Here is a 22,706-nt window from a genome sequence, read left to right as displayed (position 1 = left end):
GTCTTCAGCCTTTGAGTAGGTTCGCGTCGTCGACGGACGCCGATTTGCGGGTGCGGAAGATGGTCATGATGATGGCCAGCCCGATGACCACCTCGCAGGCGGCGACCACCATCGTGAAGAACGCGATCATCTGCCCGTCCAGGTGGCCGTGCATCCGTGCGAACGTGACGAACGCGAGGTTGACCGCGTTGAGCATCAGCTCGACACACATGAACATGACGATGGCGTTGCGGCGCAACAACACACCGGAGGCCCCGATGGTGAACAGCAGTGCCGAAAGGTACAGATAATTGGCCGGATTCACGACGTACCACCTTGGGAGAGAGTCGGGCTCGGCTCGGGCGACGTCGACGGCGTCTTCTTGCCGTCGGCGCCGCGGCTTTGCAGCATCGGCGAGACCGAGAGCTTCGAGTACGAGCCGTCCGGCAGCAACGCCGCCACGTCGACGGCGTTGTGGCGTGCGTACACACCGGGACTGGGCATCGGGGTGGGGTGCCCGCCGGACCGGAACCGTTCCTGCGAAAGCTCGCGCTGCGTCTTGCGGCGCTCGAAACGCTCGCGGTGGGCCAGCACCATCGCGCCGACGGCCGCGGTGATCAGCAGCGCGCTGGTGAGTTCGAACGCCCACAGGTACCGCGAAAAGATCAGCGCCGCCAGCCCTTCCACGTTGCCGTTGGCGTTGGCGGTGGTCAGTCCCGCGAAGCCGCCGGTGGTCACGTTGCCGATGGCGGCGATGAGCAGGATGCCGAACCCGATCCCGGCGGCCACTCCGGCAATGCGCTGACCGCGCAGCGTCTCCTTGAGCGACTCCGCGGAGTCCACGCCGATGAGCATCAGCACGAACAAGAACAGCATCATCACCGCGCCGGTGTAGACCACGACCTGCACCACACCCAGAAACAGGGCGTCCTGGATCATGTAGAAGACCGCCAGGATGATCATGGTCATCGCCAGGAACATCGCCGAGTAGACGGCATTGACGGCGGTGACCACCCCGATCGCGCCGATCACGGCCAGCACGCCCAGCACCCAGAACGCGACCGCTTCGCCGGTGGAGGTGCGGACGATGGTGTCCTGCGCAAAACTTGACGCCACGACGACGGCGTGGCCGGCCAATCCGGTCACCGGGAGTCTCCGGCCTGCTGGGTCTGCCGCAACCCGTGTGCGGTCACATTGCCTTGGTAGTAGTCCTTGTCGGTGGCGCCTTCGGTTCTGGGGTGCGGCGGCGCGAGCATGTCCTGCAGCAGCGGCGCCAATAGGCGATCCTTCTCGTAGATCAGGTCCGCGCGGTTGTCGTCGGCCATCTCGTAGTCGTTGGTCATCGTCAGCGCTCGGGTGGGGCACGCCTCGATGCACAGGCCGCAACCGATGCAGCGCAAATAGTTGATCTGGTAGACGCGGCCGTAGCGTTCCCCGGGCGAATACCTGAGTTCCTCGGTGTTGTCGGCGCCCTCGACATAGATCGCATCGGCCGGGCACGCCCAGGCGCACAATTCGCAGCCGATGCACTTCTCCAGACCGTCCGGGTAGCGGTTCAGCTGGTGGCGGCCGTGGTAGCGCGGCATCACGGGGCCCGGCTTTTCCGGATACTCCTCGGTGACATTCCTTTTGAACATCGATCCGAACGTCACGCCGAATCCGGCTACGGCGTCCAAGAATTTAGCCACGTGCTTTCTCCTTGCTCGCCGCGGCCAAAGATTTCTGGGCCTTCGTTGGCAGCGGCGGTGTCGGGAATACGGGTCCGGCGTCGAGTGCGGTCGGCAGCTTCTTCGCCTCGCGGCGCAGCTGTTTCTCCAGCGCGCGAATGCCCGGCGCGCTGAACGGCTTTCGCAGCAACAGCACGAGCGCGGTGGCGAACACGACGCTGCTGATCACCAGGATCGGGGTCCAGTGCTGATAGCCCTGGTTCTGCAGCGTGCGAACGACGGCGGCGATCAGCACCCAGACCAGAGAAGCCGGAATCAGCAGCTTCCAGCCCAGCCCCATGAACTGGTCGTAGCGCAGCCGGGGCAGCGACGCCCGCAGCCAGAAGTACACGAACAGGAAGGTCCACATCTTCGCGGTGAACCAGAGCACCGGCCACCAGCCGGTGTTGGCGCCGGCCCACATGTTCAGCGGCCACGGCGCGTGCCAGCCGCCGAAGAACAGGACGGTGGCCAGAGAGGAGACCGTCATCATGTTGACGTACTCGGCCAGCATGAACATCGCGAACTTCAGCGACGAGTACTCGGTGTGGAATCCGGCGACCAGCTCACCCTCGGCCTCGGGCAAATCGAAAGGCGCCCGGTTGGTTTCACCGACCATCGAGATGAGGTAGATGACGAACGACGGCAGCAGCAGGAACACGTACCAGACCCGGTCCTGCGCGGCGACGATCTGCGAGGTCGACATGGTGCCGGCGTAGAGGAACACCGCGGCGAACGACAGCCCCATCGCCACCTCGTAGGAGATGACCTGGGCGGTGGAGCGCACCCCGCCCAGCAGCGGGTAGGTGGACCCGGAAGCCCAACCGCCCAGCACGATTCCGTACACGCCGATCGCCGACAGCCCCAGGATGAACAGCACGGCGACCGGCAGGTCGGTCAGCTGCAGCGGTGTGCGGTGGCCGAACACCGACACCACCGGACCGAACGGGATGAACGCGAAGGCGGTGAACGCCGGAATCGTGGAGATGACCGGCGCGGCGAAGTAGACGAACTTGTCGACCCCACCCGGGGTGATGGTTTCCTTGAGCGCCAACTTGATTCCGTCGGCCAGGCTCTGCAGGACACCCCACGGCCCCGCCCGGTTGGGACCGGGCCGCAGCTGCATCCAGCCGAGAATCTTGCGTTCCAGCAGGATCGCGACGAGCACGTTCAGCATGAGGAACACGAAGATCGCCAGCGCCTTGCCGAGCACCAACCACCAGGTGTCGTGCCCGAAGGCGGTCAGGCCGGTCATTTGCCAACTCCGATCTTGACTGGGCTGCCAACCGATACGCCGAGTTGGCGATGCACCGCCGAGCCGGGCGAGTTCACCGGGAGCCACACCACCCGGTCGGGCATGTCGGTGATCACCAACGGCAGGCTGATGGATCCGTGTGACGTGCTGACCGTGACCGCGTCACCGTCGGCGGCGCCGATCTCGGCTGCCGTGTCGGCGGACAGCCGAGCGACGGGTTTGCGGGCCGTGCCCGCCAGATGTGGTTCGCCGTCCTGCATTCGGCCGTCGTCCAGCAGCATCCGCCAGCCGGCCAATACCGCCTCGCCCGAGGCGGGCTGGGCCGGTTCCGGGGCCGCGACGTTCGGGCTTGCCGCGCGCTTGCCGTCCCAGTGCCGCAGCGCGGCCATTTCCTCGCGGGCCGCGGCGACGGTGGACATGCCCAGATACACGCCCATCTCGTCGGCCAGCGTGTCCAGCACCTGGTGGTCGGACTGGCTGGCGTCCTGAGTGGTGCGCAGGGCCGCTTCGAACGGCCGGAAGCGGCCCTCCCAGTTGACGAATGCCCCGGCCTTCTGCGTCGTCGACGCGACCGGGAAGACGACGTCGGCGCGATCGGTGACGGCGCTGTGCCGCAACTCCAGGCTGACCACGAAGCCGACGCCGTCCAGCGCCGCGAGCACCGCCTGAGGGTCGGTGAAGTCTTCGGGCTCGACACCGCCCACCAGCAGCGCGCCCAGCGTGCCGTCGGTGGCGGCGGCCAGGATCGCGTCGGCGTCACGCCCACTGCCGGAAGGCAATTCGGACACGTTCCACGTCTGGGCGACCTGCGCGCGGGCGGTCTCGTCATTGACCGGACGGCCACCGGGCAGCAGCCCCGGCAGCGCACCGGCCTCCAGCGCGCCGCGCTCACCGGCACGCCGCGGCACCCAGGCCAGGCGGGCGCCGGTGGTGTCGGCCAGGCGGACCGCCGCCGACAAACCGCCCGGCACCGTGGCCAGCCGCTCGCCGACCATGATGACCGCGCCCGCGGTGGAGAGCAGATCGCCCACCTCGCCGGTGGCCAACCCGTCGAGCGCCGAAGCCTCGGCGCCGGGAACGGCTTTGATCAGCCGCCCGGACATCTTGGTCAGCGCGCTGGTGGCGAACGGCGCGATGGCGTAGACCGGCAACCCGTGCTTGCGGGCCGCCTTGCGCAGCCGCAGGAAGACGATGGGCGACTCGTCCTCCGGCTCGAATCCGACCAGCACGACGACGGGCGCCGATTCCAGATCGGCGTAGCTGACGGTGATCGGCTTGCCCGCGATGCGGGCGCCCAGGAAGTCGGCCTCCTCGGCCGAACTGGGGCGGGCGCGGAAGTCGATATCGTTGGTGTCCAGCACGATTCGCGCGAACTTGGAGTAGGCGTAGGCGTCTTCGAAAGTCGCCCGGCCGCCGACCAGAACCCCCGTGCGGCCGCGCGCCGCTTCGAGGCCCTTCGTCGCGACGGCGATCGCGTGCGACCACGAGGCCGGCTGCAGCGAGCCGTCGGCGTCGCGGATCAGGGGAGTGGTGATCACGTCGGGCTGGGTGCCGTAGGTGAATGCCCACCGGCCCTTGTCGCAGTTCCACTCCTCGTTGACCTCGGGGTCGTCGCCGGCCAGCCGGCGCAGCACCTTGCCGCGGCGGTGATCGGTGCGCTGCGCGCATCCGGAAGCGCAGTGCTCGCAGACGCTGGGGCTGGAGACCAAGTCGAACGGGCGGGCCCGGAACCGGTACGAGGACCCGGTCAGCGCGCCGACCGGGCAGATCTGCACCGTGTTGCCCGAAAAGTAGGAGTCGAACGGCTCGTTGGCGTAGATGCCGACCTGCTGCAGGGCGCCCCGCTCCTGCATGTCGATGAAGGGGTCCCCGGCGATCTGCTCGGAGAACCGGGTGCAGCGCGCGCACAGGATGCAGCGCTCCCGGTCCAGCAGCACCTGCGAGGAAATGTTGATCGGCTTGGCGAAGGTACGCTTGACATCGGTGAAGCGAGAATCGGTGCGGCCGTTGGACATTGCCTGGTTCTGCAGCGGGCATTCGCCGCCCTTGTCGCACATCGGGCAGTCCAGCGGGTGGTTGATGAGCAGCAGCTCCATCACGCCGTGCTGGGCCTTGTCGGCGGCCTCCGACGTGAGCTGGGTGCGCACCACCATGTCGTCGGTGGCGACCGTGGTGCACGAGGCCATCGGCTTGCGCTGGCCTTCGACCTCGACCAGGCACTGCCGGCATGCGCCGACCGGCTCGAGCAGCGGGTGATCGCAGAACCGCGGGATCTGGATGCCCATCAATTCGGCGGCCCGGATCACCAGAGTGCCCTTGGGAACGCTGATTTCGTTGCCGTCGATGGTCAGCGTCACCATGTCCGGCGGGCGCACCTCGTCGCCGGTTTCGGTCTTGGCCGCACTAGTCATGAGCGCCGCTCCTTCTCATCGCTTCGCTCTGCATCGTCACCGGCGCGGGTCATCGGCTTCCTAACCTTTCGCGCTCTCGCGCTCCGCCGTCAGCATGGAGTCTCGTGGATCGAAGGGGCATCCGCCGCCCTCGACGTGCGCGACGTATTCGTCGCGGAAATACTTGATCGACGACATCACCGGGCTGGCCGCACCATCGCCCAACGCGCAGAACGACTTTCCGAGGATGGTGTCGGAGATGTCCAGCAGCTTCTGGATGTCCTCGCCGGTGCCCTTGCCGGTTTCCAGCCGCTCGTAGATCTGGTCGAGCCAGAAGGTGCCCTCACGGCACGGCGTGCACTTTCCGCACGACTCGTGCTTGTAGAAGTAGGTCCAGCGGCGCACGGCACGCACCACGCACGTGGTCTCGTCGAAGATCTCCAGCGCCTTGGTGCCCAGCATCGAGCCGACGCCGCCGACGCCCTCGTAATCCAACGGCACGTCGAGGTGCTCGTCGGTCAGCAATGGGGTCGACGATCCGCCCGGCGTCCAGAACTTGAGCCGATGGCCTGCCCGCACACCACCGGCGTAGGCGAGCAACTCCCGCAACGTGATTCCCAGCGGGGCCTCGTACTGGCCGGGCCGGGCGACGTGGCCGGACAACGAATACAGCGTGAAGCCAGGGGATTTCTCGCTGCCCATCGAGCGGAACCAGTCCACACCGTTGCCGATGATCGACGGCACGCTCGCGATGGTCTCGACGTTGTTGATCACCGTGGGACAGCCGTACAGCCCCGCCACGGCGGGGAACGGCGGACGCAGCCGCGGCTGGCCGCGCCGGCCTTCGAGCGAATCCAGCAGCGCGGTTTCCTCACCGCAGATGTAGGCGCCGGCACCCGCGTGCACCACCAGCTCGAGGTCGAAGCCCGAGCCGTTGATGTCGCGGCCCAGGTAGCCGGCGGCATACGCCTCGGCCACCGCGTTCTGCAGGCGGCGCAGGACCGGCAGCACCTCGCCGCGCACATAGATGAACGCGTGGCTGGCACGGATCGCGTACGCGGCGATGATGACGCCTTCGACCAAAACGTGCGGTGTCGCCAGCATCAGCGGAATGTCTTTGCACGTACCGGGTTCCGACTCGTCGGCGTTGACCACCAGGTAATGCGGTTTGGCGGCCGCGCCGGTGTCGCCCTGCGGGATGAACGACCACTTCGTGCCGGTGGAGAATCCCGCGCCGCCGCGGCCGCGCAGCCCGGAGTCCTTCACCACCCCGATCACCGCGTCGGGCTCCATCGCCAGCGCCTTCTTCATCGCCTCGTACCCGCCGTGGCGATGGTAGGTCTCGAGGGTCCACGACTCGGGGTCGTCCCAGAACCGGCTGATGACCGGCGTCAGCGGCGTCGCCTGTGAAGTGTCAGAAGTCGTTGTCATCACTGGCCTTCCGGCGCGCTGGGCGCCTGCATACCGTGTTCCCTGGCCACCTTCAGCCCGGCCAGGGTGGCCGCTCCGGCGCCGCCCTGCCCCTGGTCGGGACGCTCGTCGGGCAGACCTGCCAGGATGCGCGACGTCTCGCGGAAGGCGCACAGCGGGGCGCCGCGCGTGGGCGGGCGCGGCTCGCCGGAACGCAACGAATCGACGAGTTCGCGCGCCGACGCGCAAGTCTGGTTGTCGTAGAATTCCCAGTTCACCATCACCACCGGTGCGTAATCGCAGGCGGCGTTGCATTCGATGTGTTGCAGCGTGACCGAGCCGTCGGCGGTGGTCTCGTCGTTCCCGATGCCCAGGTGTTCCTTCAGGGAATCGAAGATGGCGTCGCCACCCATGATGGCGCACAACGTGTTTGTGCAGACACCGACCAGGTAATCGCCGGTGGGGCCGCGCCGATACATGGTGTAGAAGCTCGCGACCGCGGACACCTCGGCCCCGGTGAGCCCCAGCTGCTCGCCGCAGAACTCCAGACCCGCCGGTGTCAGGTAGGAATCCTGAGATTGCACCAGGTGCAGTAACGGCAACAGCGCCGAGCGCTTGCTGGGGTAGCGGCCGATGATCTCCTTGGCGTCGACCTCCAGCCGGGCCCGCACCTCGGGTGGATACGTCTTGGGCGCGCCCTCGATGACGAACGCGTTGGGCTCCTCGGGCGGCGGGCCGAGCCGGATGAAGACCGGCTGTCCCTGCGGCCCGGTCACCGGTCCACCCCGCCCATGACCGGGTCGATGCTGGCGACCGCGGTGATCAGGTCGGCGACCATGCCGCCTTCGCACATCGCCGCCACCGACTGCAGATTCGTGAACGAGGGGTCTCGGTAGTGCACCCGGTAGGGCCGGGTGCCGCCGTCGCTCACCATGTGCACACCCAGCTCCCCGCGCGGCGATTCGACGGCCGTGTAGACCTGGCCGGCGGGAACCCTAATGCCCTCGGTGACCAGTTTGAAGTGGTGGATCAACGCCTCCATCGAGCCGCCCATGATCTTGGCGATGTGTTCCTGTGAGTTGCCCATGCCATCGGGGCCCACCTTCAAGTCAGCCGGCCAGGCGATCTTGCGGTCCTCGACCATGGTCGGGCCGGGCTTCAGCTTGTCCAGACACTGCTCGACGATCTTGATCGACTCCCACATCTCGTTGACACGAATCATGTAGCGCCCGTAAGCATCACACGTGTCTTCGGTGATTACGTCGAATTCGTAGTTTTCATATCCGCAGTACGGTTCGCTCTTACGCAGATCGTGCGGCAACCCGGTGGCGCGCAGAATGGGGCCCGTGATGCCCAGCGCCATGCAGCCGGTCAGGTCCAGGTATCCGACGTCCTGGGTGCGGGCCTTCCAGATGGCGTTCTCGTTGAGCAGGCCGCCCATTTCGCGCAGCACCTGCCTGAGTTTCTTGAGGCCCTCGACGATCTCGGCCTCCGCGTTGGGCGGCAGGTCCTGCGCCACACCGCCGGGGCGGATGTAGGCGCTGTTCATCCGCAGGCCGGTGATCAACTCGAACAGGGTCAGCACGATCTCGCGACCCCGGAATCCGACGAACATCGGGGTCATGGCGCCCAGTTCCATGCCGCCGGTCGCCAGCGCCACCAGATGCGACGAGATCCGGTTGAGCTCCATCATCATCACCCGGATGACGTTGACGCGCTCCGGAATCTGATCGGTGATGCCGAGCAGTTTCTCCACACCCAGGCAGTAGGCCGTCTCGTTGAAAAACGGTGAGAGGTAATCCATCCGGGTCACGAACGTGACACCCTGGGTCCAGTAGCGGTATTCGAGGTTCTTCTCGATGCCGGTGTGCAAATACCCGATGCCGCAACGGGCGTCGGTGACCGTCTCGCCCTCGATTTCCAGGATCAGCCGCAATACCCCGTGCGTGGACGGATGCTGCGGCCCCATGTTGACGATGATGCGTTCGCCGGGATCAACCCCGCGGGCGGCCTCGACGACCTTGTCCCAGTCCTGGCCGCCGGCGACCACGAAGGTCTCGCCGGCGCCGTCGTGCGTCGATTCAGTGGTGGTGCTCATCAGTTGTACGCTCTCCGCTCGTCGGGCGGGGGTATCTGTGCGCCTTTGTATTCGACCGGAATCCCGCCGAGGGGGTAGTCCTTGCGCTGGGGGTGCCCGTGCCAGTCGTCGGGCATCTCGATGCGGGTCAGCGAGGGGTGCCCATCGAAGATGATTCCGAAGAAGTCGTAGGTCTCGCGCTCGTGCCAGTCGGTGGTCGGATAGATCCGGAACAGCGAGGGAATATGCGGATCACCGTCGGGCGCAGACACTTCCAGGCGGACGCGGCGATTGTGCGTGATCGACTGCAACGGATACACCGCGTGCAGTTCGCGTCCCGTCTCGTGCGGGTAGTGCACCCCGCTGACACCCAGGCACATTTCGAAGCGCAGCCTCGGGTCGTCGCGCAGCTGGTGAGCGACCTGCTCCAGCGCGTCGCGTCGCACGTGCAAGGTCAGCTCGTCGCGGTACACCACGACTTTCTCGATGGCGTCGGTGAATTCGACGTTGGCCTGGCTCAACGCCGCGGCCAGTGCGTCGACCACCTCGTCGAAGTAGCCGCCGTAGGGCCGCGGGCTGCTGCCCGGCAGCAGGACCTCGCGCACCAGCCGTCCGTAACCGGACGTGTCACCCGAGCCCTTGGCGCCGAACATCCCGCGCCGCACGTCGATGACTTCTTCGTCGGCACGGCTGATTGCTTCTCTGGGGTCCTGGTCCGGTGAGCTCATCGCAGCAGTCCGCGCATCTCGATCGTGGGCCGGGCCGACAGCGCCGCCTGCTCGGCTTCGGCGATGGCGGTTTCCCGGTTGACGCCCAGCGGCATCTCCTGAATCTTCTCGTGCAGCTTGAGGATTGCGTACAACAGCATTTCCGGTCGCGGCGGGCAGCCGGGCAGGTAGATGTCCACCGGGACCACGTGATCGACGCCCTGCACGACCGCGTAGTTGTTGAACATGCCGCCGGATGACGCGCACACGCCCATGGCCAGCACCCATTTCGGCTCGGCCATCTGGTCGTAGATCTGTCGCAGCACGGGAGCCATCTTCTGGCTGACCCGCCCGGCGACGATCATCAGATCGGCCTGCCGGGGGGTGGCCGAGAATCGCTCCATCCCGAACCGTGCGATGTCGAATCTTGGCCCGGCCGTTGCCATCATCTCGATGGCGCAGCAGGCCAACCCGAACGTCGCCGGCCACAGTGAGTTCTTGCGGACGTAGCCCGCGACCTTCTCGACTGTTGACAGCAGGATCCCGCCGGGCAGCTGTTCCTCAAGACCCACGTCTTACCTCAATCCCACGTCAGGCCGCCGCGGCGCCACACATAGGCGTAGGCCACGAAAACCGTCAGCATGAAAATCACCATTTCGATCAGAGCGAACGTGCCCAGCGAGTCATAGCTGACCGCCCACGGATACAGGAACACGATTTCGATGTCGAAGACGATGAACAGCATCGCGGTGAGGTAGTACTTCACCGGAAAGCGCTGCCCGGCCGTCGCATGCGGGCCGCTCACCGATGTCTCGGTGGGTTCGATCCCGCACTCGTAGGCCGACATCTTCGACTTGTTGAAACGTGACGGGCCGGCCAGGCTCGCGATCGCCACCGAGCCCACGGCGAACGCAGCGGCAATGGCGCCTAGCACCAGGATGGGTATGTAGACGTTCAACTCGCTCCATGATCCGTCGTACGAGCCGCCTGCAGCGGCCAGGCGGTAACCGGGCTGCTGTGACGAACCGGGTCTGAGGCCCGTCACAGTGATTTACAACATAGCGTCGCGGCGTGCGGCGCGCTTGCCCGGGGTGGGCGTTTTGCAGTATTGGCGGCGCCATGTCGCGCTGTGCTGTGCAAACTCGATAGCCGGTGCAACCAACGCTCACCGCCGGACGCGATCCGCCGCGCCAGCCGCTAGACGAGCACCAGCAAAGGCGCGACCGCGCCGATCGCTGCGGCACCAAAGATCAGCGGCGTCGCCAGGGCGGATGGCCCGTCGTCAGCAACGTCGCGACTGGCGACCGTCGCGGTGGCGTCGGCGGCCGAAGTAGTCAGGACTGCCGCGTTCGGCGGCCGGCAATCAACCGTCGCGGCAAAGCCGCGGCATGGAAAGAATCAGCGAACCGGGGCGCGCAGCAGGCTGAGCACCGTGCGGCCCAGCAGGATGGGGTCGATGGGATGCGGCACCGCGCCCTCGGCCCGCGACCAGGAGGCCAACCACGCATCGTCGGGTCGCCCGGTCAGCACCACCAGAGGTGGGCAGGTCTCGAGTTCGTCTTTGAGCTGCTTCGCGATTCCCATACCGCCGGTCGGGGTGGCCTCACCGTCCAGGATGGCCAAGTCGATGCCGCCCTTGTCCATCGTCGCCACCACCATGGGCCCGGTCGCCACCTCGACGTAGCTCAATTCGGGCAGATCGGGGTGCAGCTGCTTGCCCAGCGCCCGCATGACCCGCTCGCGGGTTTGGACGTTGCTGCTGTAGACGAGGATCCGCAGGGCGATGGTGGAGTCGGGCACGGTGCAGATGCTACTGGTGTCGCACCGGGTTCAGCGGGGTGCCCGCGGAATTCCCTACTGCGATACCCGCACGAAGATGGCGTCGGCCGCGACCGTTGCCGTCGAGCCCACCATGCCGAGCCGGTTCCAACCCAGGTCGAATCGGTCCCGATCGAGCTTGGTCTCACCGGTGATTCGGATCGAGCCGTCGTCGAGTTCGCAGATCGTGACCGGCAACTGCACTTCCGCGGTGACGCCCTTGATGGTGAATGTGGTCCGCAGGTCGGCCGCCTTGCCCTTGGTCGGCTGCACCGCCGTGACGACGATGCTGATCTCCGCGAAGCGGTCGACGTCGAAGAAGTCGGCCGAGCGCAGGTGTTTGTCGCGACGGCCGATGCCGGTGTCCAGCGAGGCCGTCCGGATGTCCACGCGGCCGAAAACCGCTCCCTTGCCGGTCAGTTGGCCGTCGCCGGTGAAATCGGTGAAGCGGCCCTTGACGTTGACCAGGCCCCACATGTTCCTGATCTTGAAAGTGATGGCCGAGCGATCCTGGGCCAGGTTCCACACGCCGGCCATGTCGGGATCGTGAAGCAGTGTCTCCAAAGTCGTCATTGTCACCCCCAATGTGTCGTGGCGAATGTAGCGCTAGTTCAGCAGCGGCGCGATCCCGGCGGGGTCGAAGTATTCGTCGATCCGCTCGATCAGGCCGTCCGTGCCCACCCTGATCACGATGCAGACCCGCAACGAGATCGACTGCCCGGCATGCCCGGTGGCGTGCAAGATGTGCTGCTGAACGAAGCCCCGCGCGGATCCGTCATCGAAGAGCTGCCGATCCAGGATTTCGTAGCGTCGCTGCGTGGTCGCGCCGATGAACCAGTCGATGACCCGCATTGCGCGGGCCTTGTCGTCGTCGCGGCGCGAGCCGCTACGCCACACCGCGATGTCGTTGCTCCACATCGCGTCAACCGCGGCGACGTCGCTTCGCTCGATCGCTGCGAACAGGCGATTGGCCGCATCGAGGACCGTCTCGGTGCTGGAAGCGGGCATGTCTGGCTCCTCACTGATCGCCGGGCTGTTCGCTGTCGTAGCCGGGGTGGGCGACGGCCAACCGGCGTCGCACCAGGGTGCGCAGGCAGGCGGTGACCTGGTCGGCTCGCCCGTCCAGCTGGCCGGCCCGGATCGCCGCAGCAAGCAGTTCCTCATCGGCGAAACCCAGGCCGGCCAGCGCGGTGCGGGATTCCACCTCGCTTTCGTCGAGCAGTTCGCGCTCGACGATGCGCAGCGCGTTGGCGGCGACCCGGGCGTGGAAGTTGACCTGTCCTTCGGTTGCGCCACGCACGTCGCTTTCCAGGAATTCGGCGACCGCGGCCACGAGTTCGGCGGCCAGCGGGCGGCCGTATGAGCCGATCATGGCCGCGCCTCGAGCAGGCCAGCGCGACTACCGTCGACCGGGTGGCGTTTCACTGGTGGCTGGTGCTGGCCACCTTGCGCTGGGGTGTCATCTGCCGCTTCCAGGCCGAACGGCACCTGAGCGGGCAACACCGCACGGTCGAGTTGGCCACCATCGGGCGCCGCGTCTGCGAGACGGAGTGGGACCTGCTCAACCTGCTCGAGGCGCGGCCATGATCGGCTCATACGGCCGCCCGCTGGCCGCCGAACTCGTGGCCGCGGTCGCCGAATTACTGGAAAGCGACGTGCGTGGCGCAACCGAAGGACAGGTCAACTTCCACGCCCGGGTCGCCGCCAACGCGCTGCGCATCGTCGAGCGCGAACTGCTCGACGAAAGCGAGGTGGAATCCCGCACCGCGCTGGCCGGCCTGGGTTTCGCCGATGAGGAACAGCTTGCTGCGGCGATCCGGGCCGGCCAGCTGGACGGGCGAGCCGACCAGGTCACCGCCTGCCTGCGCACCCTGGTGCGACGCCGGTTGGCCGTCGCCCACCCCGGCTACGACAGCGAACAGCCCGGCGATCAGTGAGGAGCCAGACATGCCCGCTTCCAGCACCGAGACGGTCCTCGATGCGGCCAATCGCCTGTTCGCAGCGATCGAGCGAAGCGACGTCGCCGCGGTTGACGCGATGTGGAGCAACGACATCGCGGTGTGGCGTAGCGGCTCGCGCCGCGACGACGACAAGGCCCGCGCAATGCGGGTCATCGACTGGTTCATCGGCGCGACCACGCAGCGACGCTACGAAATCCTGGATCGGCAGCTCTTCGATGACGGATCCGCGCGGGGCTTCGTTCAGCAGCACATCTTGCACGCCACCGGGCATGCCGGGCAGTCGATCTCGTTGCGGGTCTGCATCGTGATCAGGGTGGGCACGGACGGCCTGATCGAGCGGATCGACGAATACTTCGACCCCGCCGGGATCGCGCCGCTGCTGAACTAGCGCTACATTCGCCACGACACATTGGGGGTGACAATGACGACTTTGGAGACACTGCTTCACGATCCCGACATGGCCGGCGTGTGGAACCTGGCCCAGGATCGCTCGGCCATCACTTTCAAGATCAGGAACATGTGGGGCCTGGTCAACGTCAAGGGCCGCTTCACCGATTTCACCGGCGACGGCCAACTGACCGGCAAGGGAGCGGTTTTCGGCCGCGTGGACATCCGGACGGCCTCGCTGGACACCGGCATCGGCCGTCGCGACAAACACCTGCGCTCGGCCGACTTCTTCGACGTCGACCGCTTCGCGGAGATCAGCATCGTCGTCACGGCGGTGCAGCCGACCAAGGGCAAGGCGGCCGACCTGCGGACCACATTCACCATCAAGGGCGTCACCGCGGAAGTGCAGTTGCCGGTCACGATCTGCGAACTCGACGACGGCTCGATCCGAATCACCGGTGAGACCAAGCTCGATCGGGACCGATTCGACCTGGGTTGGAACCGGCTCGGCATGGTGGGCTCGACGGCAACGGTCGCGGCCGACGCCATCTTCGTGCGGGTATCGCAGTAGGGAATTCCGCGGGCACCCCGCTGAACCCGGTGCGACACCAGTAGCATCTGCACCGTGCCCGACTCCACCATCGCCCTGCGGATCCTCGTCTACAGCAGCAACGTCCAAACCCGCGAGCGGGTCATGCGGGCGCTGGGCAAGCAGCTGCACCCCGATCTGCCCGAATTGAGCTACGTCGAGGTGGCGACCGGGCCCATGGTGGTGGCGACGATGGACAAGGGCGGCATCGACTTGGCCATCCTGGACGGTGAGGCCACCCCGACCGGCGGTATGGGAATCGCGAAGCAGCTCAAAGACGAACTCGAGACCTGCCCACCTCTGGTGGTGCTGACCGGGCGACCCGACGATGCGTGGTTGGCCTCCTGGTCGCGGGCCGAGGGCGCGGTGCCGCATCCCATCGACCCCATCCTGCTGGGCCGCACGGTGCTCAGCCTGCTGCGCGCCCCGGTTCGCTGATTCTTTCCATGCCGCGGCTTTGCCGCGACGGTTGATTGCCGGCCGCCGAACGCGGCAGTCCTGACTACTTCGGCCGCCGACGCCACCGCGACGGTCGCCAGTCGCGACGTTGCTGACGACGGGCCATCCGCCCTGGCGACGCCGCTGATCTTTGGTGCCGCAGCGATCGGCGCGGTCGCGCCTTTGCTGGTGCTCGTCTAGCGGCTGGCGCGGCGGATCGCGTCCGGCGGTGAGCGTTGGTTGCACCGGCTATCGAGTTTGCACAGCACAGCGCGACATGGCGCCGCCAATACTGCAAAACGCCCACCCCGGGCAAGCGCGCCGCACGCCGCGACGCTATGTTGTAAATCACTGTGACGGGCCTCAGACCCGGTTCGTCACAGCAGCCCGGTTACCGCCTGGCCGCTGCAGGCGGCTCGTACGACGGATCATGGAGCGAGTTGAACGTCTACATACCCATCCTGGTGCTAGGCGCCATTGCCGCTGCGTTCGCCGTGGGCTCGGTGGCGATCGCGAGCCTGGCCGGCCCGTCACGTTTCAACAAGTCGAAGATGTCGGCCTACGAGTGCGGGATCGAACCCACCGAGACATCGGTGAGCGGCCCGCATGCGACGGCCGGGCAGCGCTTTCCGGTGAAGTACTACCTCACCGCGATGCTGTTCATCGTCTTCGACATCGAAATCGTGTTCCTGTATCCGTGGGCGGTCAGCTATGACTCGCTGGGCACGTTCGCTCTGATCGAAATGGTGATTTTCATGCTGACGGTTTTCGTGGCCTACGCCTATGTGTGGCGCCGCGGCGGCCTGACGTGGGATTGAGGTAAGACGTGGGTCTTGAGGAACAGCTGCCCGGCGGGATCCTGCTGTCAACAGTCGAGAAGGTCGCGGGCTACGTCCGCAAGAACTCACTGTGGCCGGCGACGTTCGGGTTGGCCTGCTGCGCCATCGAGATGATGGCAACGGCCGGGCCAAGATTCGACATCGCACGGTTCGGGATGGAGCGATTCTCGGCCACCCCCCGGCAGGCCGATCTGATGATCGTCGCCGGGCGGGTCAGCCAGAAGATGGCTCCCGTGCTGCGACAGATCTACGACCAGATGGCCGAGCCGAAATGGGTGCTGGCCATGGGCGTGTGCGCGTCATCCGGCGGCATGTTCAACAACTACGCGGTCGTGCAGGGCGTCGATCACGTGGTCCCGGTGGACATCTACCTGCCCGGCTGCCCGCCGCGACCGGAAATGCTGTTGTACGCAATCCTCAAGCTGCACGAGAAGATTCAGGAGATGCCGCTGGGCGTCAACCGGGAAACCGCCATCGCCGAAGCCGAGCAGGCGGCGCTGTCGGCCCGGCCCACGATCGAGATGCGCGGACTGCTGCGATGAGCTCACCGGACCAGGACCCCAGAGAAGCAATCAGCCGTGCCGACGAAGAAGTCATCGACGTGCGGCGCGGGATGTTCGGCGCCAAGGGCTCGGGTGACACGTCCGGTTACGGACGGCTGGTGCGCGAGGTCCTGCTGCCGGGCAGCAGCCCGCGGCCCTACGGCGGCTACTTCGACGAGGTGGTCGACGCACTGGCCGCGGCGTTGAGCCAGGCCAACGTCGAATTCACCGACGCCATCGAGAAAGTCGTGGTGTACCGCGACGAGCTGACCTTGCACGTGCGACGCGACGCGCTGGAGCAGGTCGCTCACCAGCTGCGCGACGACCCGAGGCTGCGCTTCGAAATGTGCCTGGGTGTCAGCGGGGTGCACTACCCGCACGAGACGGGACGCGAACTGCACGCGGTGTATCCGTTGCAGTCGATCACGCACAATCGCCGCGTCCGCCTGGAAGTGTCTGCGCCCGACGGTGATCCGCATATTCCCTCGCTGTTCCGGATCTATCCGACCACCGACTGGCACGAGCGCGAGACCTACGACTTCTTCGGAATCATCTTCGATGGGCACCCCTCGCTGACCCGCATCGAGATGCCCGACGACTGGCACGGGCACCCCCAGCGCAAGGACTACCCCCTCGGCGGGATTCCGGTCGAATACAAAGGCGCACAGATACCCCCGCCCGACGAGCGGAGAGCGTACAACTGATGAGCACCACCACTGAATCGACGCACGACGGCGCCGGCGAGACCTTCGTGGTCGCCGGCGGCCAGGACTGGGACAAGGTCGTCGAGGCCGCCCGCGGGGTTGATCCCGGCGAACGCATCATCGTCAACATGGGGCCGCAGCATCCGTCCACGCACGGGGTATTGCGGCTGATCCTGGAAATCGAGGGCGAGACGGTCACCGACGCCCGTTGCGGCATCGGGTATTTGCACACCGGCATCGAGAAGAACCTCGAATACCGCTACTGGACCCAGGGTGTCACGTTCGTGACCCGGATGGATTACCTCTCACCGTTTTTCAACGAGACGGCCTACTGCCTGGGTGTGGAGAAACTGCTCGGCATCACCGATCAGATTCCGGAGCGCGTCAACGTCATCCGGGTGATGATGATGGAGCTCAACCGGATCTCGTCGCATCTGGTGGCGCTGGCGACCGGCGGCATGGAACTGGGCGCCATGACCCCGATGTTCGTCGGATTCCGGGGTCGCGAGATCGTGCTGACCCTGTTCGAGTTGATCACCGGCCTGCGGATGAACAGCGCCTACATCCGCCCCGGCGGTGTGGCGCAGGACCTGCCGCCCAACGCGGAGGCCGAGATCGTCGAGGGCCTCAAGAAACTCAGGCAGGTGCTGCGCGAAATGGGCGGCCTGCTCAACGAGAACGCCATCTGGAAGGCCCGCACCCAGGACGTCGGATACCTGGACCTGACCGGCTGCATGGCGCTGGGCATCACGGGCCCCATTCTGCGCGCCACCGGGTTGCCGCACGATCTGCGTAAGAGCGAACCGTACTGCGGATATGAAAACTACGAATTCGACGTAATCACCGAAGACACGTGTGATGCTTACGGGCGCTACATGATTCGTGTCAACGAGATGTGGGAGTCGATCAAGATCGTCGAGCAGTGTCTGGACAAGCTGAAGCCCGGCCCGACCATGGTCGAGGACCGCAAGATCGCCTGGCCGGCTGACTTGAAGGTGGGCCCCGATGGCATGGGCAACTCACAGGAACACATCGCCAAGATCATGGGCGGCTCGATGGAGGCGTTGATCCACCACTTCAAACTGGTCACCGAGGGCATTAGGGTTCCCGCCGGCCAGGTCTACACGGCCGTCGAATCGCCGCGCGGGGAGCTGGGTGTGCACATGGTGAGCGACGGCGGCACCCGGCCCTACCGGGTGCACTACCGAGACCCCTCGTTCACGAATCTGCAGTCGGTGGCGGCGATGTGCGAAGGCGGCATGGTCGCCGACCTGATCACCGCGGTCGCCAGCATCGACCCGGTCATGGGCGGGGTGGACCGGTGACCGGGCCGCAGGGACAGCCGGTCTTCATCCGGCTCGGCCCGCCGCCCGAGGAGCCCAACGCGTTCGTCATCGAGGGCGCGCCCAAGACGTATCCACCCGAGGTGCGGGCCCGGCTGGAGGTCGACGCCAAGGAGATCATCGGCCGCTACCCCAGCAAGCGCTCGGCGCTGTTGCCGTTACTGCACCTGGTGCAATCTCAGGATTCCTACCTGACACCGGCGGGTCTGGAGTTCTGCGGCGAGCAGCTGGGGCTCACCGGGGCCGAGGTGTCCGCGGTCGCGAGCTTCTACACCATGTATCGGCGCGGCCCCACCGGCGATTACCTGGTCGGTGTCTGCACAAACACGTTGTGCGCCATCATGGGTGGCGACGCCATCTTCGATTCCCTGAAGGAACACCTGGGCATCGGGAACGACGAGACCACCGCCGACGGCTCGGTCACGCTGCAACACATCGAATGCAACGCCGCCTGCGATTACGCACCGGTGGTGATGGTGAACTGGGAATTCTACGACAACCAGACTTGCGCGTCGGCGCGCGAACTCGTCGATTCGTTGCGTTCCGGCGAGCCGCGCCCGCCCACGCGCGGCGCCCCGCTGTGCGCCTTCCGCGAGACGTCGCGCATCCTGGCAGGTCTGCCCGACGAGCGTCCCGACCAGGGGCAGGGCGGCGCCGGAGCGGCCACCCTGGCCGGGCTGAAGGTGGCCAGGGAACACGGTATGCAGGCGCCCAGCGCGCCGGAAGGCCAGTGATGACAACGACTTCTGACACTTCACAGGCGACGCCGCTGACGCCGGTCATCAGCCGGTTCTGGGACGACCCCGAGTCGTGGACCCTCGAGACCTACCATCGCCACGGCGGGTACGAGGCGATGAAGAAGGCGCTGGCGATGGAGCCCGACGCGGTGATCGGGGTGGTGAAGGACTCCGGGCTGCGCGGCCGCGGCGGCGCGGGATTCTCCACCGGCACGAAGTGGTCGTTCATCCCGCAGGGCGACACCGGCGCGGCCGCCAAACCGCATTACCTGGTGGTCAACGCCGACGAGTCGGAACCCGGTACGTGCAAAGACATTCCGCTGATGCTGGCGACACCGCACGTTTTGGTCGAAGGCGTCATCATCGCCGCGTACGCGATCCGTGCCAGCCACGCGTTCATCTATGTGCGCGGCGAGGTGCTGCCGGTCCTGCGCCGCCTGCAGAACGCGGTGGCCGAGGCGTATGCCGCCGGCTACCTGGGCCGCGACATCAACGGCTCGGGCTTCGACCTCGAGCTGGTGGTGCACGCGGGTGCCGGCGCCTACATCTGCGGTGAGGAAACCGCGCTGCTGGATTCGCTCGAAGGCCGGCGCGGCCAGCCGCGGCTGCGTCCGCCGTTCCCCGCCGTGGCGGGGCTGTACGGCTGTCCCACGGTGATCAACAACGTCGAGACCATCGCGAGCGTGCCGTCGATCATCGGCAACGGTGTGGACTGGTTCCGCTCGATGGGCAGCGAGAAATCCCCTGGCTTCACGCTGTATTCGTTGTCCGGCCACGTCGCCCGGCCCGGCCAGTACGAGGCCCCGCTGGGAATCACGTTGCGGGAGTTGCTCGCCTACGCCGGTGGTGTGCGGGCAGGCCATCGGCTCAAGTTCTGGACGCCGGGCGGATCGTCGACCCCATTGCTGACCGACGAGCACCTCGACGTGCCGTTGGATTACGAGGGCGTCGGCGGCGTCGGCTCGATGCTGGGCACCAAGGCGCTGGAGATCTTCGACGAGACCACGTGCGTGGTGCGTGCCGTGCGCCGCTGGACCTACTTCTACAAGCACGAGTCGTGCGGAAAGTGCACGCCGTGCCGTGAGGGCACCTTCTGGCTCGACCAGATCTACGAGCGGCTGGAAACCGGCAAGGGCACCGGCGAGGACATCCAGAAGCTGCTGGACATCTCCGACACCATCCTCGGAAAGTCGTTCTGCGCGTTGGGCGATGGTGCGGCCAGCCCGGTGATGTCGTCGATCAAGTATTTCCGCGACGAATACGTCGCGCACGTCGAGGGCGGCGGATGCCCCTTCGATCCACGAGACTCCATGCTGACGGCGGAGCGCGAGAGCGCGAAAGGTTAGGAAGCCGATGACCCGCGCCGGTGACGATGCAGAGCGAAGCGATGAGAAGGAGCGGCGCTCATGACTAGTGCGGCCAAGACCGAAACCGGCGACGAGGTGCGCCCGCCGGACATGGTGACGCTGACCATCGACGGCAACGAAATCAGCGTTCCCAAGGGCACTCTGGTGATCCGGGCCGCCGAATTGATGGGCATCCAGATCCCGCGGTTCTGCGATCACCCGCTGCTCGAGCCGGTCGGCGCATGCCGGCAGTGCCTGGTCGAGGTCGAAGGCCAGCGCAAGCCGATGGCCTCGTGCACCACGGTCGCCACCGACGACATGGTGGTGCGCACCCAGCTCACGTCGGAGGCCGCCGACAAGGCCCAGCACGGCGTGATGGAGCTGCTGCTCATCAACCACCCGCTGGACTGCCCGATGTGCGACAAGGGCGGCGAATGCCCGCTGCAGAACCAGGCAATGTCCAACGGCCGCACCGATTCTCGCTTCACCGATGTCAAGCGTACCTTCGCCAAGCCGATCAACATTTCCTCGCAGGTGCTGCTGGACCGGGAGCGCTGCATCCTGTGCGCGCGCTGCACCCGGTTCTCCGAGCAGATCGCCGGGGACCCCTTCATCGACATGCAGGAGCGGGGCGCCCTGCAGCAGGTCGGCATCTACGCCAACGAGCCGTTCGACTCCTACTTTTCGGGCAACACGGTGCAGATCTGCCCGGTCGGCGCGCTGACCGGGTCCTCGTACCGGTTCCGGGCCCGCCCGTTCGACTTGGTCTCCAGCCCCAGCGTCTGCGAGCACTGCGCTTCCGGATGCGCGCAGCGCACCGATCACCGCCGCGGCAAGGTGCTGCGCCGGCTGGCCGGCGACGACCCCGAGGTCAACGAGGAGTGGAACTGCGACAAGGGCCGGTGGGCATTCACCTACGGCACCCAGCCCGACGTGATCACCACTCCCCTGATCCGCGACGCCGACGGCTCGCTGCAGCCGGCCTCGTGGTCGCACGCGATCGCCGTCGCGACGAAGGGCCTCGAAGCGGCGCGCGGCCGCACGGGGGTTCTGGTCGGCGGCCGGGCGACTTTCGAAGACGCCTACGCCTACTCCAAGTTCGCGCGAATCGTGCTGGACACCAACGATATCGACTTCCGCGCCCGCCCCAGTTCGGCCGAGGAGGCCGACTTCCTGGGCGCCCGCATCGCGGGCAAGCCGATCACCGTCAGCTACGCCGATCTGGAATCGGCGCCCGTCGTCGTGCTGGTCGGATTCGAGCCGGAGGACGAGTCGCCCATCGTCTTCCTGCGGCTGCGCAAGGCGGCCCGCAAGCACGGGTTGCCGGTCTACGCCATCGCGCCGTTCGCCACCAGCGCGCTGACCAAGATGTCCGGGCGGCTGATCAAAGCCGTTCCCGGCGCCGAGGCTTCGGCGCTCGACGGGTTGGCCACCGGCGAGGTGGGCGATCTGCTCTCCACCGCGGGCGCGGTCATCATGGTCGGCGAGCGGCTGGCCACGGTGCCGGGCGGTTTGTCGGCGGCGGTCCGCCTGGCCGACACCACCGGCGCCCGCCTGGCCTGGGTGCCGCGGCGTGCCGGTGAGCGCGGCGCGCTGGAGGCCGGTGCGCTGCCGGGGCTGCTGCCCGGTGGCCGTCCGGTCAATGACGAGACCGCCCGCGCGCAGGTCGCCCAGACGTGGAACGTGTCCGAATTGCCTTCCGGCAGTGGGCGTGACGCCGACGCGATCCTGGCCGCCGCCACCGACGGCACGCTGGGCGCGCTGCTGGTGGGCGGTGTCGAGCCCGAAGACTTCACCGACCCTCAGGCGGTGCTCGCGGCGCTGGACGGCGTCGGCTTCGTGGTCAGCCTGGAGTTGCGGCACAGCGCCGTCACCGATCGCGCCGACGTCGTCTTCCCGGTCGCGTCGACGACGCAGAAGGCCGGGGCATTCGTCAACTGGGAGGGCCGCTTCCGGCCGTTCGAAGCGGCCCTGCGCACCACTCAGGACGCCAGCCAGTCCGACCACCAGGTGCTGGACACGCTGGCCGACGAGATGGGCGTGTATCTGGGCATGTCCACCGTCGCCGCGGCCCGCGAGGAAATGGCCGCGCTGCGGCACTGGGACGGCAAGCGCGCGGCAAGCCCGAACGTCGCGGCCCCGGAACCGGCCCAGCCCGCCTCGGGCGAGGCGGTATTGGCCGGCTGGCGGATGCTGCTGGACGACGGCCGAATGCAGGACGGCGAACCACATCTGGCGGGCACGGCCCGCAAACCCGTCGCTCGGCTGTCCGCCGACACGGCAGCCGAGATCGGCGCCGCCGACGGTGACGCGGTCACGGTCAGCACGTCACACGGATCCATCAGCCTGCCGTTGGTGATCACCGACATGCCCGACCGGGTGGTGTGGCTCCCGGTGAACTCGCCCGGCTCGGCGGTGCATCGCCAACTCGGCGTATCGGTTGGCAGCCCAGTCAAGATCGGAGTTGGCAAATGACCG

At 66.8% G+C, this 22,706-nt stretch carries 26 protein-coding genes and 1 pseudogene; 12 read left to right on the top strand and 15 right to left on the bottom strand.

Annotation, left to right across the window (positions count from 1 at the left end):
* Window positions 1-4: 4 nt before the first annotated feature.
* From nuoK to ACYQ8K_RS03710, 15 genes are all read right to left on the bottom strand, one after another.
* Window positions 5-304, bottom strand: coding sequence for an NADH-quinone oxidoreductase subunit NuoK (gene nuoK / locus ACYQ8K_RS03780; protein WP_007772892.1), 300 nt, complete (start codon window positions 302-304; stop codon window positions 5-7).
* Complete coding sequence (locus ACYQ8K_RS03775; RefSeq protein ID WP_459967106.1) at window positions 301-1,095, bottom strand: NADH-quinone oxidoreductase subunit J; 795 nt, start codon at window positions 1,093-1,095, stop codon at window positions 301-303. Before ACYQ8K_RS03775 ends, nuoK begins: the two co-directional genes overlap by 4 nt.
* A gap of 26 nt (window positions 1,096-1,121) precedes the next feature.
* Window positions 1,122-1,667, bottom strand: coding sequence for an NADH-quinone oxidoreductase subunit NuoI (gene nuoI / locus ACYQ8K_RS03770; RefSeq protein ID WP_076052567.1), 546 nt, complete (start codon window positions 1,665-1,667; stop codon window positions 1,122-1,124).
* Entirely contained in the window at window positions 1,660-2,931 is a 1,272-nt protein-coding gene (gene nuoH / locus ACYQ8K_RS03765; protein ID WP_459967107.1) for an NADH-quinone oxidoreductase subunit NuoH, read from the bottom strand. Before nuoH ends, nuoI begins: the two co-directional genes overlap by 8 nt.
* Before the next feature lie 5 nt (window positions 2,932-2,936).
* Complete coding sequence (locus ACYQ8K_RS03760) at window positions 2,937-5,351, bottom strand: NADH-quinone oxidoreductase subunit G (RefSeq protein WP_459967082.1); 2,415 nt, start codon at window positions 5,349-5,351, stop codon at window positions 2,937-2,939.
* 60 nt (window positions 5,352-5,411) lie between these two features.
* On the bottom strand, window positions 5,412-6,761 hold the full coding sequence (nuoF, locus tag ACYQ8K_RS03755) for an NADH-quinone oxidoreductase subunit NuoF (protein WP_459967084.1): 1,350 nt from the start codon (window positions 6,759-6,761) through the stop codon (window positions 5,412-5,414).
* Entirely contained in the window at window positions 6,761-7,516 is a 756-nt protein-coding gene (nuoE, locus tag ACYQ8K_RS03750) for an NADH-quinone oxidoreductase subunit NuoE (protein ID WP_459967086.1), read from the bottom strand. Before nuoE (ACYQ8K_RS03750) ends, nuoF (ACYQ8K_RS03755) begins: the two co-directional genes overlap by 1 nt.
* Complete coding sequence (gene nuoD / locus ACYQ8K_RS03745; protein ID WP_459967088.1) at window positions 7,513-8,838, bottom strand: NADH dehydrogenase (quinone) subunit D; 1,326 nt, start codon at window positions 8,836-8,838, stop codon at window positions 7,513-7,515. Before nuoD (ACYQ8K_RS03745) ends, nuoE (ACYQ8K_RS03750) begins: the two co-directional genes overlap by 4 nt.
* Entirely contained in the window at window positions 8,838-9,545 is a 708-nt protein-coding gene (locus ACYQ8K_RS03740) for an NADH-quinone oxidoreductase subunit C (RefSeq protein ID WP_459967089.1), read from the bottom strand. Before ACYQ8K_RS03740 ends, nuoD (ACYQ8K_RS03745) begins: the two co-directional genes overlap by 1 nt.
* Entirely contained in the window at window positions 9,542-10,096 is a 555-nt protein-coding gene (locus tag ACYQ8K_RS03735; RefSeq protein WP_007772881.1) for a NuoB/complex I 20 kDa subunit family protein, read from the bottom strand. Before ACYQ8K_RS03735 ends, ACYQ8K_RS03740 begins: the two co-directional genes overlap by 4 nt.
* 8 nt (window positions 10,097-10,104) lie before the next feature.
* Entirely contained in the window at window positions 10,105-10,482 is a 378-nt protein-coding gene (locus ACYQ8K_RS03730; protein ID WP_459967108.1) for an NADH-quinone oxidoreductase subunit A, read from the bottom strand.
* Window positions 10,483-10,922: 440 nt separating this feature from the next.
* Entirely contained in the window at window positions 10,923-11,324 is a 402-nt protein-coding gene (locus ACYQ8K_RS03725; RefSeq protein WP_065053614.1) for an Rv3143 family two-component system response regulator, read from the bottom strand.
* Between the two features lie 54 nt (window positions 11,325-11,378).
* Entirely contained in the window at window positions 11,379-11,915 is a 537-nt protein-coding gene (locus tag ACYQ8K_RS03720) for a YceI family protein (protein ID WP_459967091.1), read from the bottom strand.
* A 33-nt stretch (window positions 11,916-11,948) separates the two neighbouring features.
* Window positions 11,949-12,350 carry a nuclear transport factor 2 family protein gene (locus tag ACYQ8K_RS03715; RefSeq protein ID WP_459967092.1) on the bottom strand — a complete coding sequence of 134 codons (402 nt, stop codon included), beginning with the start codon at window positions 12,348-12,350 and terminating at the stop codon, window positions 11,949-11,951.
* 10 nt (window positions 12,351-12,360) lie between these two features.
* Complete coding sequence (locus tag ACYQ8K_RS03710; protein WP_459967095.1) at window positions 12,361-12,714, bottom strand: DUF6285 domain-containing protein; 354 nt, start codon at window positions 12,712-12,714, stop codon at window positions 12,361-12,363.
* A gap of 11 nt (window positions 12,715-12,725) precedes the next feature.
* Between ACYQ8K_RS03710 and ACYQ8K_RS03705 the strand changes: the two are divergent.
* From ACYQ8K_RS03705 to ACYQ8K_RS03650, 12 genes and pseudogenes are all read left to right on the top strand, one after another.
* Window positions 12,726-12,929: pseudogene (locus ACYQ8K_RS03705) on the top strand (phosphotransferase family protein); the annotation flags it as partial.
* Complete coding sequence (locus ACYQ8K_RS03700) at window positions 12,926-13,279, top strand: DUF6285 domain-containing protein (protein ID WP_459967093.1); 354 nt, start codon at window positions 12,926-12,928, stop codon at window positions 13,277-13,279. The pseudogene ACYQ8K_RS03705 and the gene ACYQ8K_RS03700, both read left to right, overlap by 4 nt.
* Window positions 13,280-13,289: 10 nt before the next feature.
* A complete protein-coding gene (locus tag ACYQ8K_RS03695; protein ID WP_459967092.1) occupies window positions 13,290-13,691 on the top strand; it encodes a nuclear transport factor 2 family protein in 402 nt (133 codons plus the stop codon).
* A gap of 33 nt (window positions 13,692-13,724) precedes the next feature.
* The gene (locus tag ACYQ8K_RS03690; protein ID WP_459967091.1) at window positions 13,725-14,261 is read left to right on the top strand and encodes a YceI family protein; all 537 of its coding nucleotides are present in this window, start codon (window positions 13,725-13,727) and stop codon (window positions 14,259-14,261) included.
* Between the two features lie 54 nt (window positions 14,262-14,315).
* Window positions 14,316-14,717 carry an Rv3143 family two-component system response regulator gene (locus ACYQ8K_RS03685; protein WP_065053614.1) on the top strand — a complete coding sequence of 134 codons (402 nt, stop codon included), beginning with the start codon at window positions 14,316-14,318 and terminating at the stop codon, window positions 14,715-14,717.
* 440 nt (window positions 14,718-15,157) lie between these two features.
* Entirely contained in the window at window positions 15,158-15,535 is a 378-nt protein-coding gene (locus ACYQ8K_RS03680; RefSeq protein ID WP_459967108.1) for an NADH-quinone oxidoreductase subunit A, read from the top strand.
* An 8-nt stretch (window positions 15,536-15,543) separates the two neighbouring features.
* The gene (locus tag ACYQ8K_RS03675; RefSeq protein WP_007772881.1) at window positions 15,544-16,098 is read left to right on the top strand and encodes a NuoB/complex I 20 kDa subunit family protein; all 555 of its coding nucleotides are present in this window, start codon (window positions 15,544-15,546) and stop codon (window positions 16,096-16,098) included.
* Window positions 16,095-16,802: an NADH-quinone oxidoreductase subunit C gene (locus ACYQ8K_RS03670; RefSeq protein ID WP_459967089.1), complete on the top strand. Its 708-nt coding sequence runs from the start codon at window positions 16,095-16,097 to the stop codon at window positions 16,800-16,802. The genes ACYQ8K_RS03675 and ACYQ8K_RS03670 overlap by 4 nt, the downstream gene beginning before the upstream one ends.
* Window positions 16,802-18,127, top strand: coding sequence for an NADH dehydrogenase (quinone) subunit D (nuoD, locus tag ACYQ8K_RS03665; protein ID WP_459967088.1), 1,326 nt, complete (start codon window positions 16,802-16,804; stop codon window positions 18,125-18,127). The genes ACYQ8K_RS03670 and nuoD (ACYQ8K_RS03665) overlap by 1 nt, the downstream gene beginning before the upstream one ends.
* A complete protein-coding gene (nuoE, locus tag ACYQ8K_RS03660) occupies window positions 18,124-18,879 on the top strand; it encodes an NADH-quinone oxidoreductase subunit NuoE (RefSeq protein ID WP_459967086.1) in 756 nt (251 codons plus the stop codon). Before nuoD (ACYQ8K_RS03665) ends, nuoE (ACYQ8K_RS03660) begins: the two co-directional genes overlap by 4 nt.
* A complete protein-coding gene (nuoF, locus tag ACYQ8K_RS03655) occupies window positions 18,879-20,228 on the top strand; it encodes an NADH-quinone oxidoreductase subunit NuoF (RefSeq protein ID WP_459967084.1) in 1,350 nt (449 codons plus the stop codon). The genes nuoE (ACYQ8K_RS03660) and nuoF (ACYQ8K_RS03655) overlap by 1 nt, the downstream gene beginning before the upstream one ends.
* 60 nt (window positions 20,229-20,288) lie before the next feature.
* Window positions 20,289-22,703: an NADH-quinone oxidoreductase subunit G gene (locus ACYQ8K_RS03650; protein WP_459967082.1), complete on the top strand. Its 2,415-nt coding sequence runs from the start codon at window positions 20,289-20,291 to the stop codon at window positions 22,701-22,703.
* The last annotated feature ends 3 nt before the right edge of the window (window positions 22,704-22,706 follow it).

The sequence above is a fragment of the Mycobacterium sp. MUNTM1 genome (assembly GCF_054660795.1).
The sequence above is the reverse complement of the archived record's forward strand: the minus strand, read 5'-3'. Positions and strand labels throughout refer to the sequence as shown.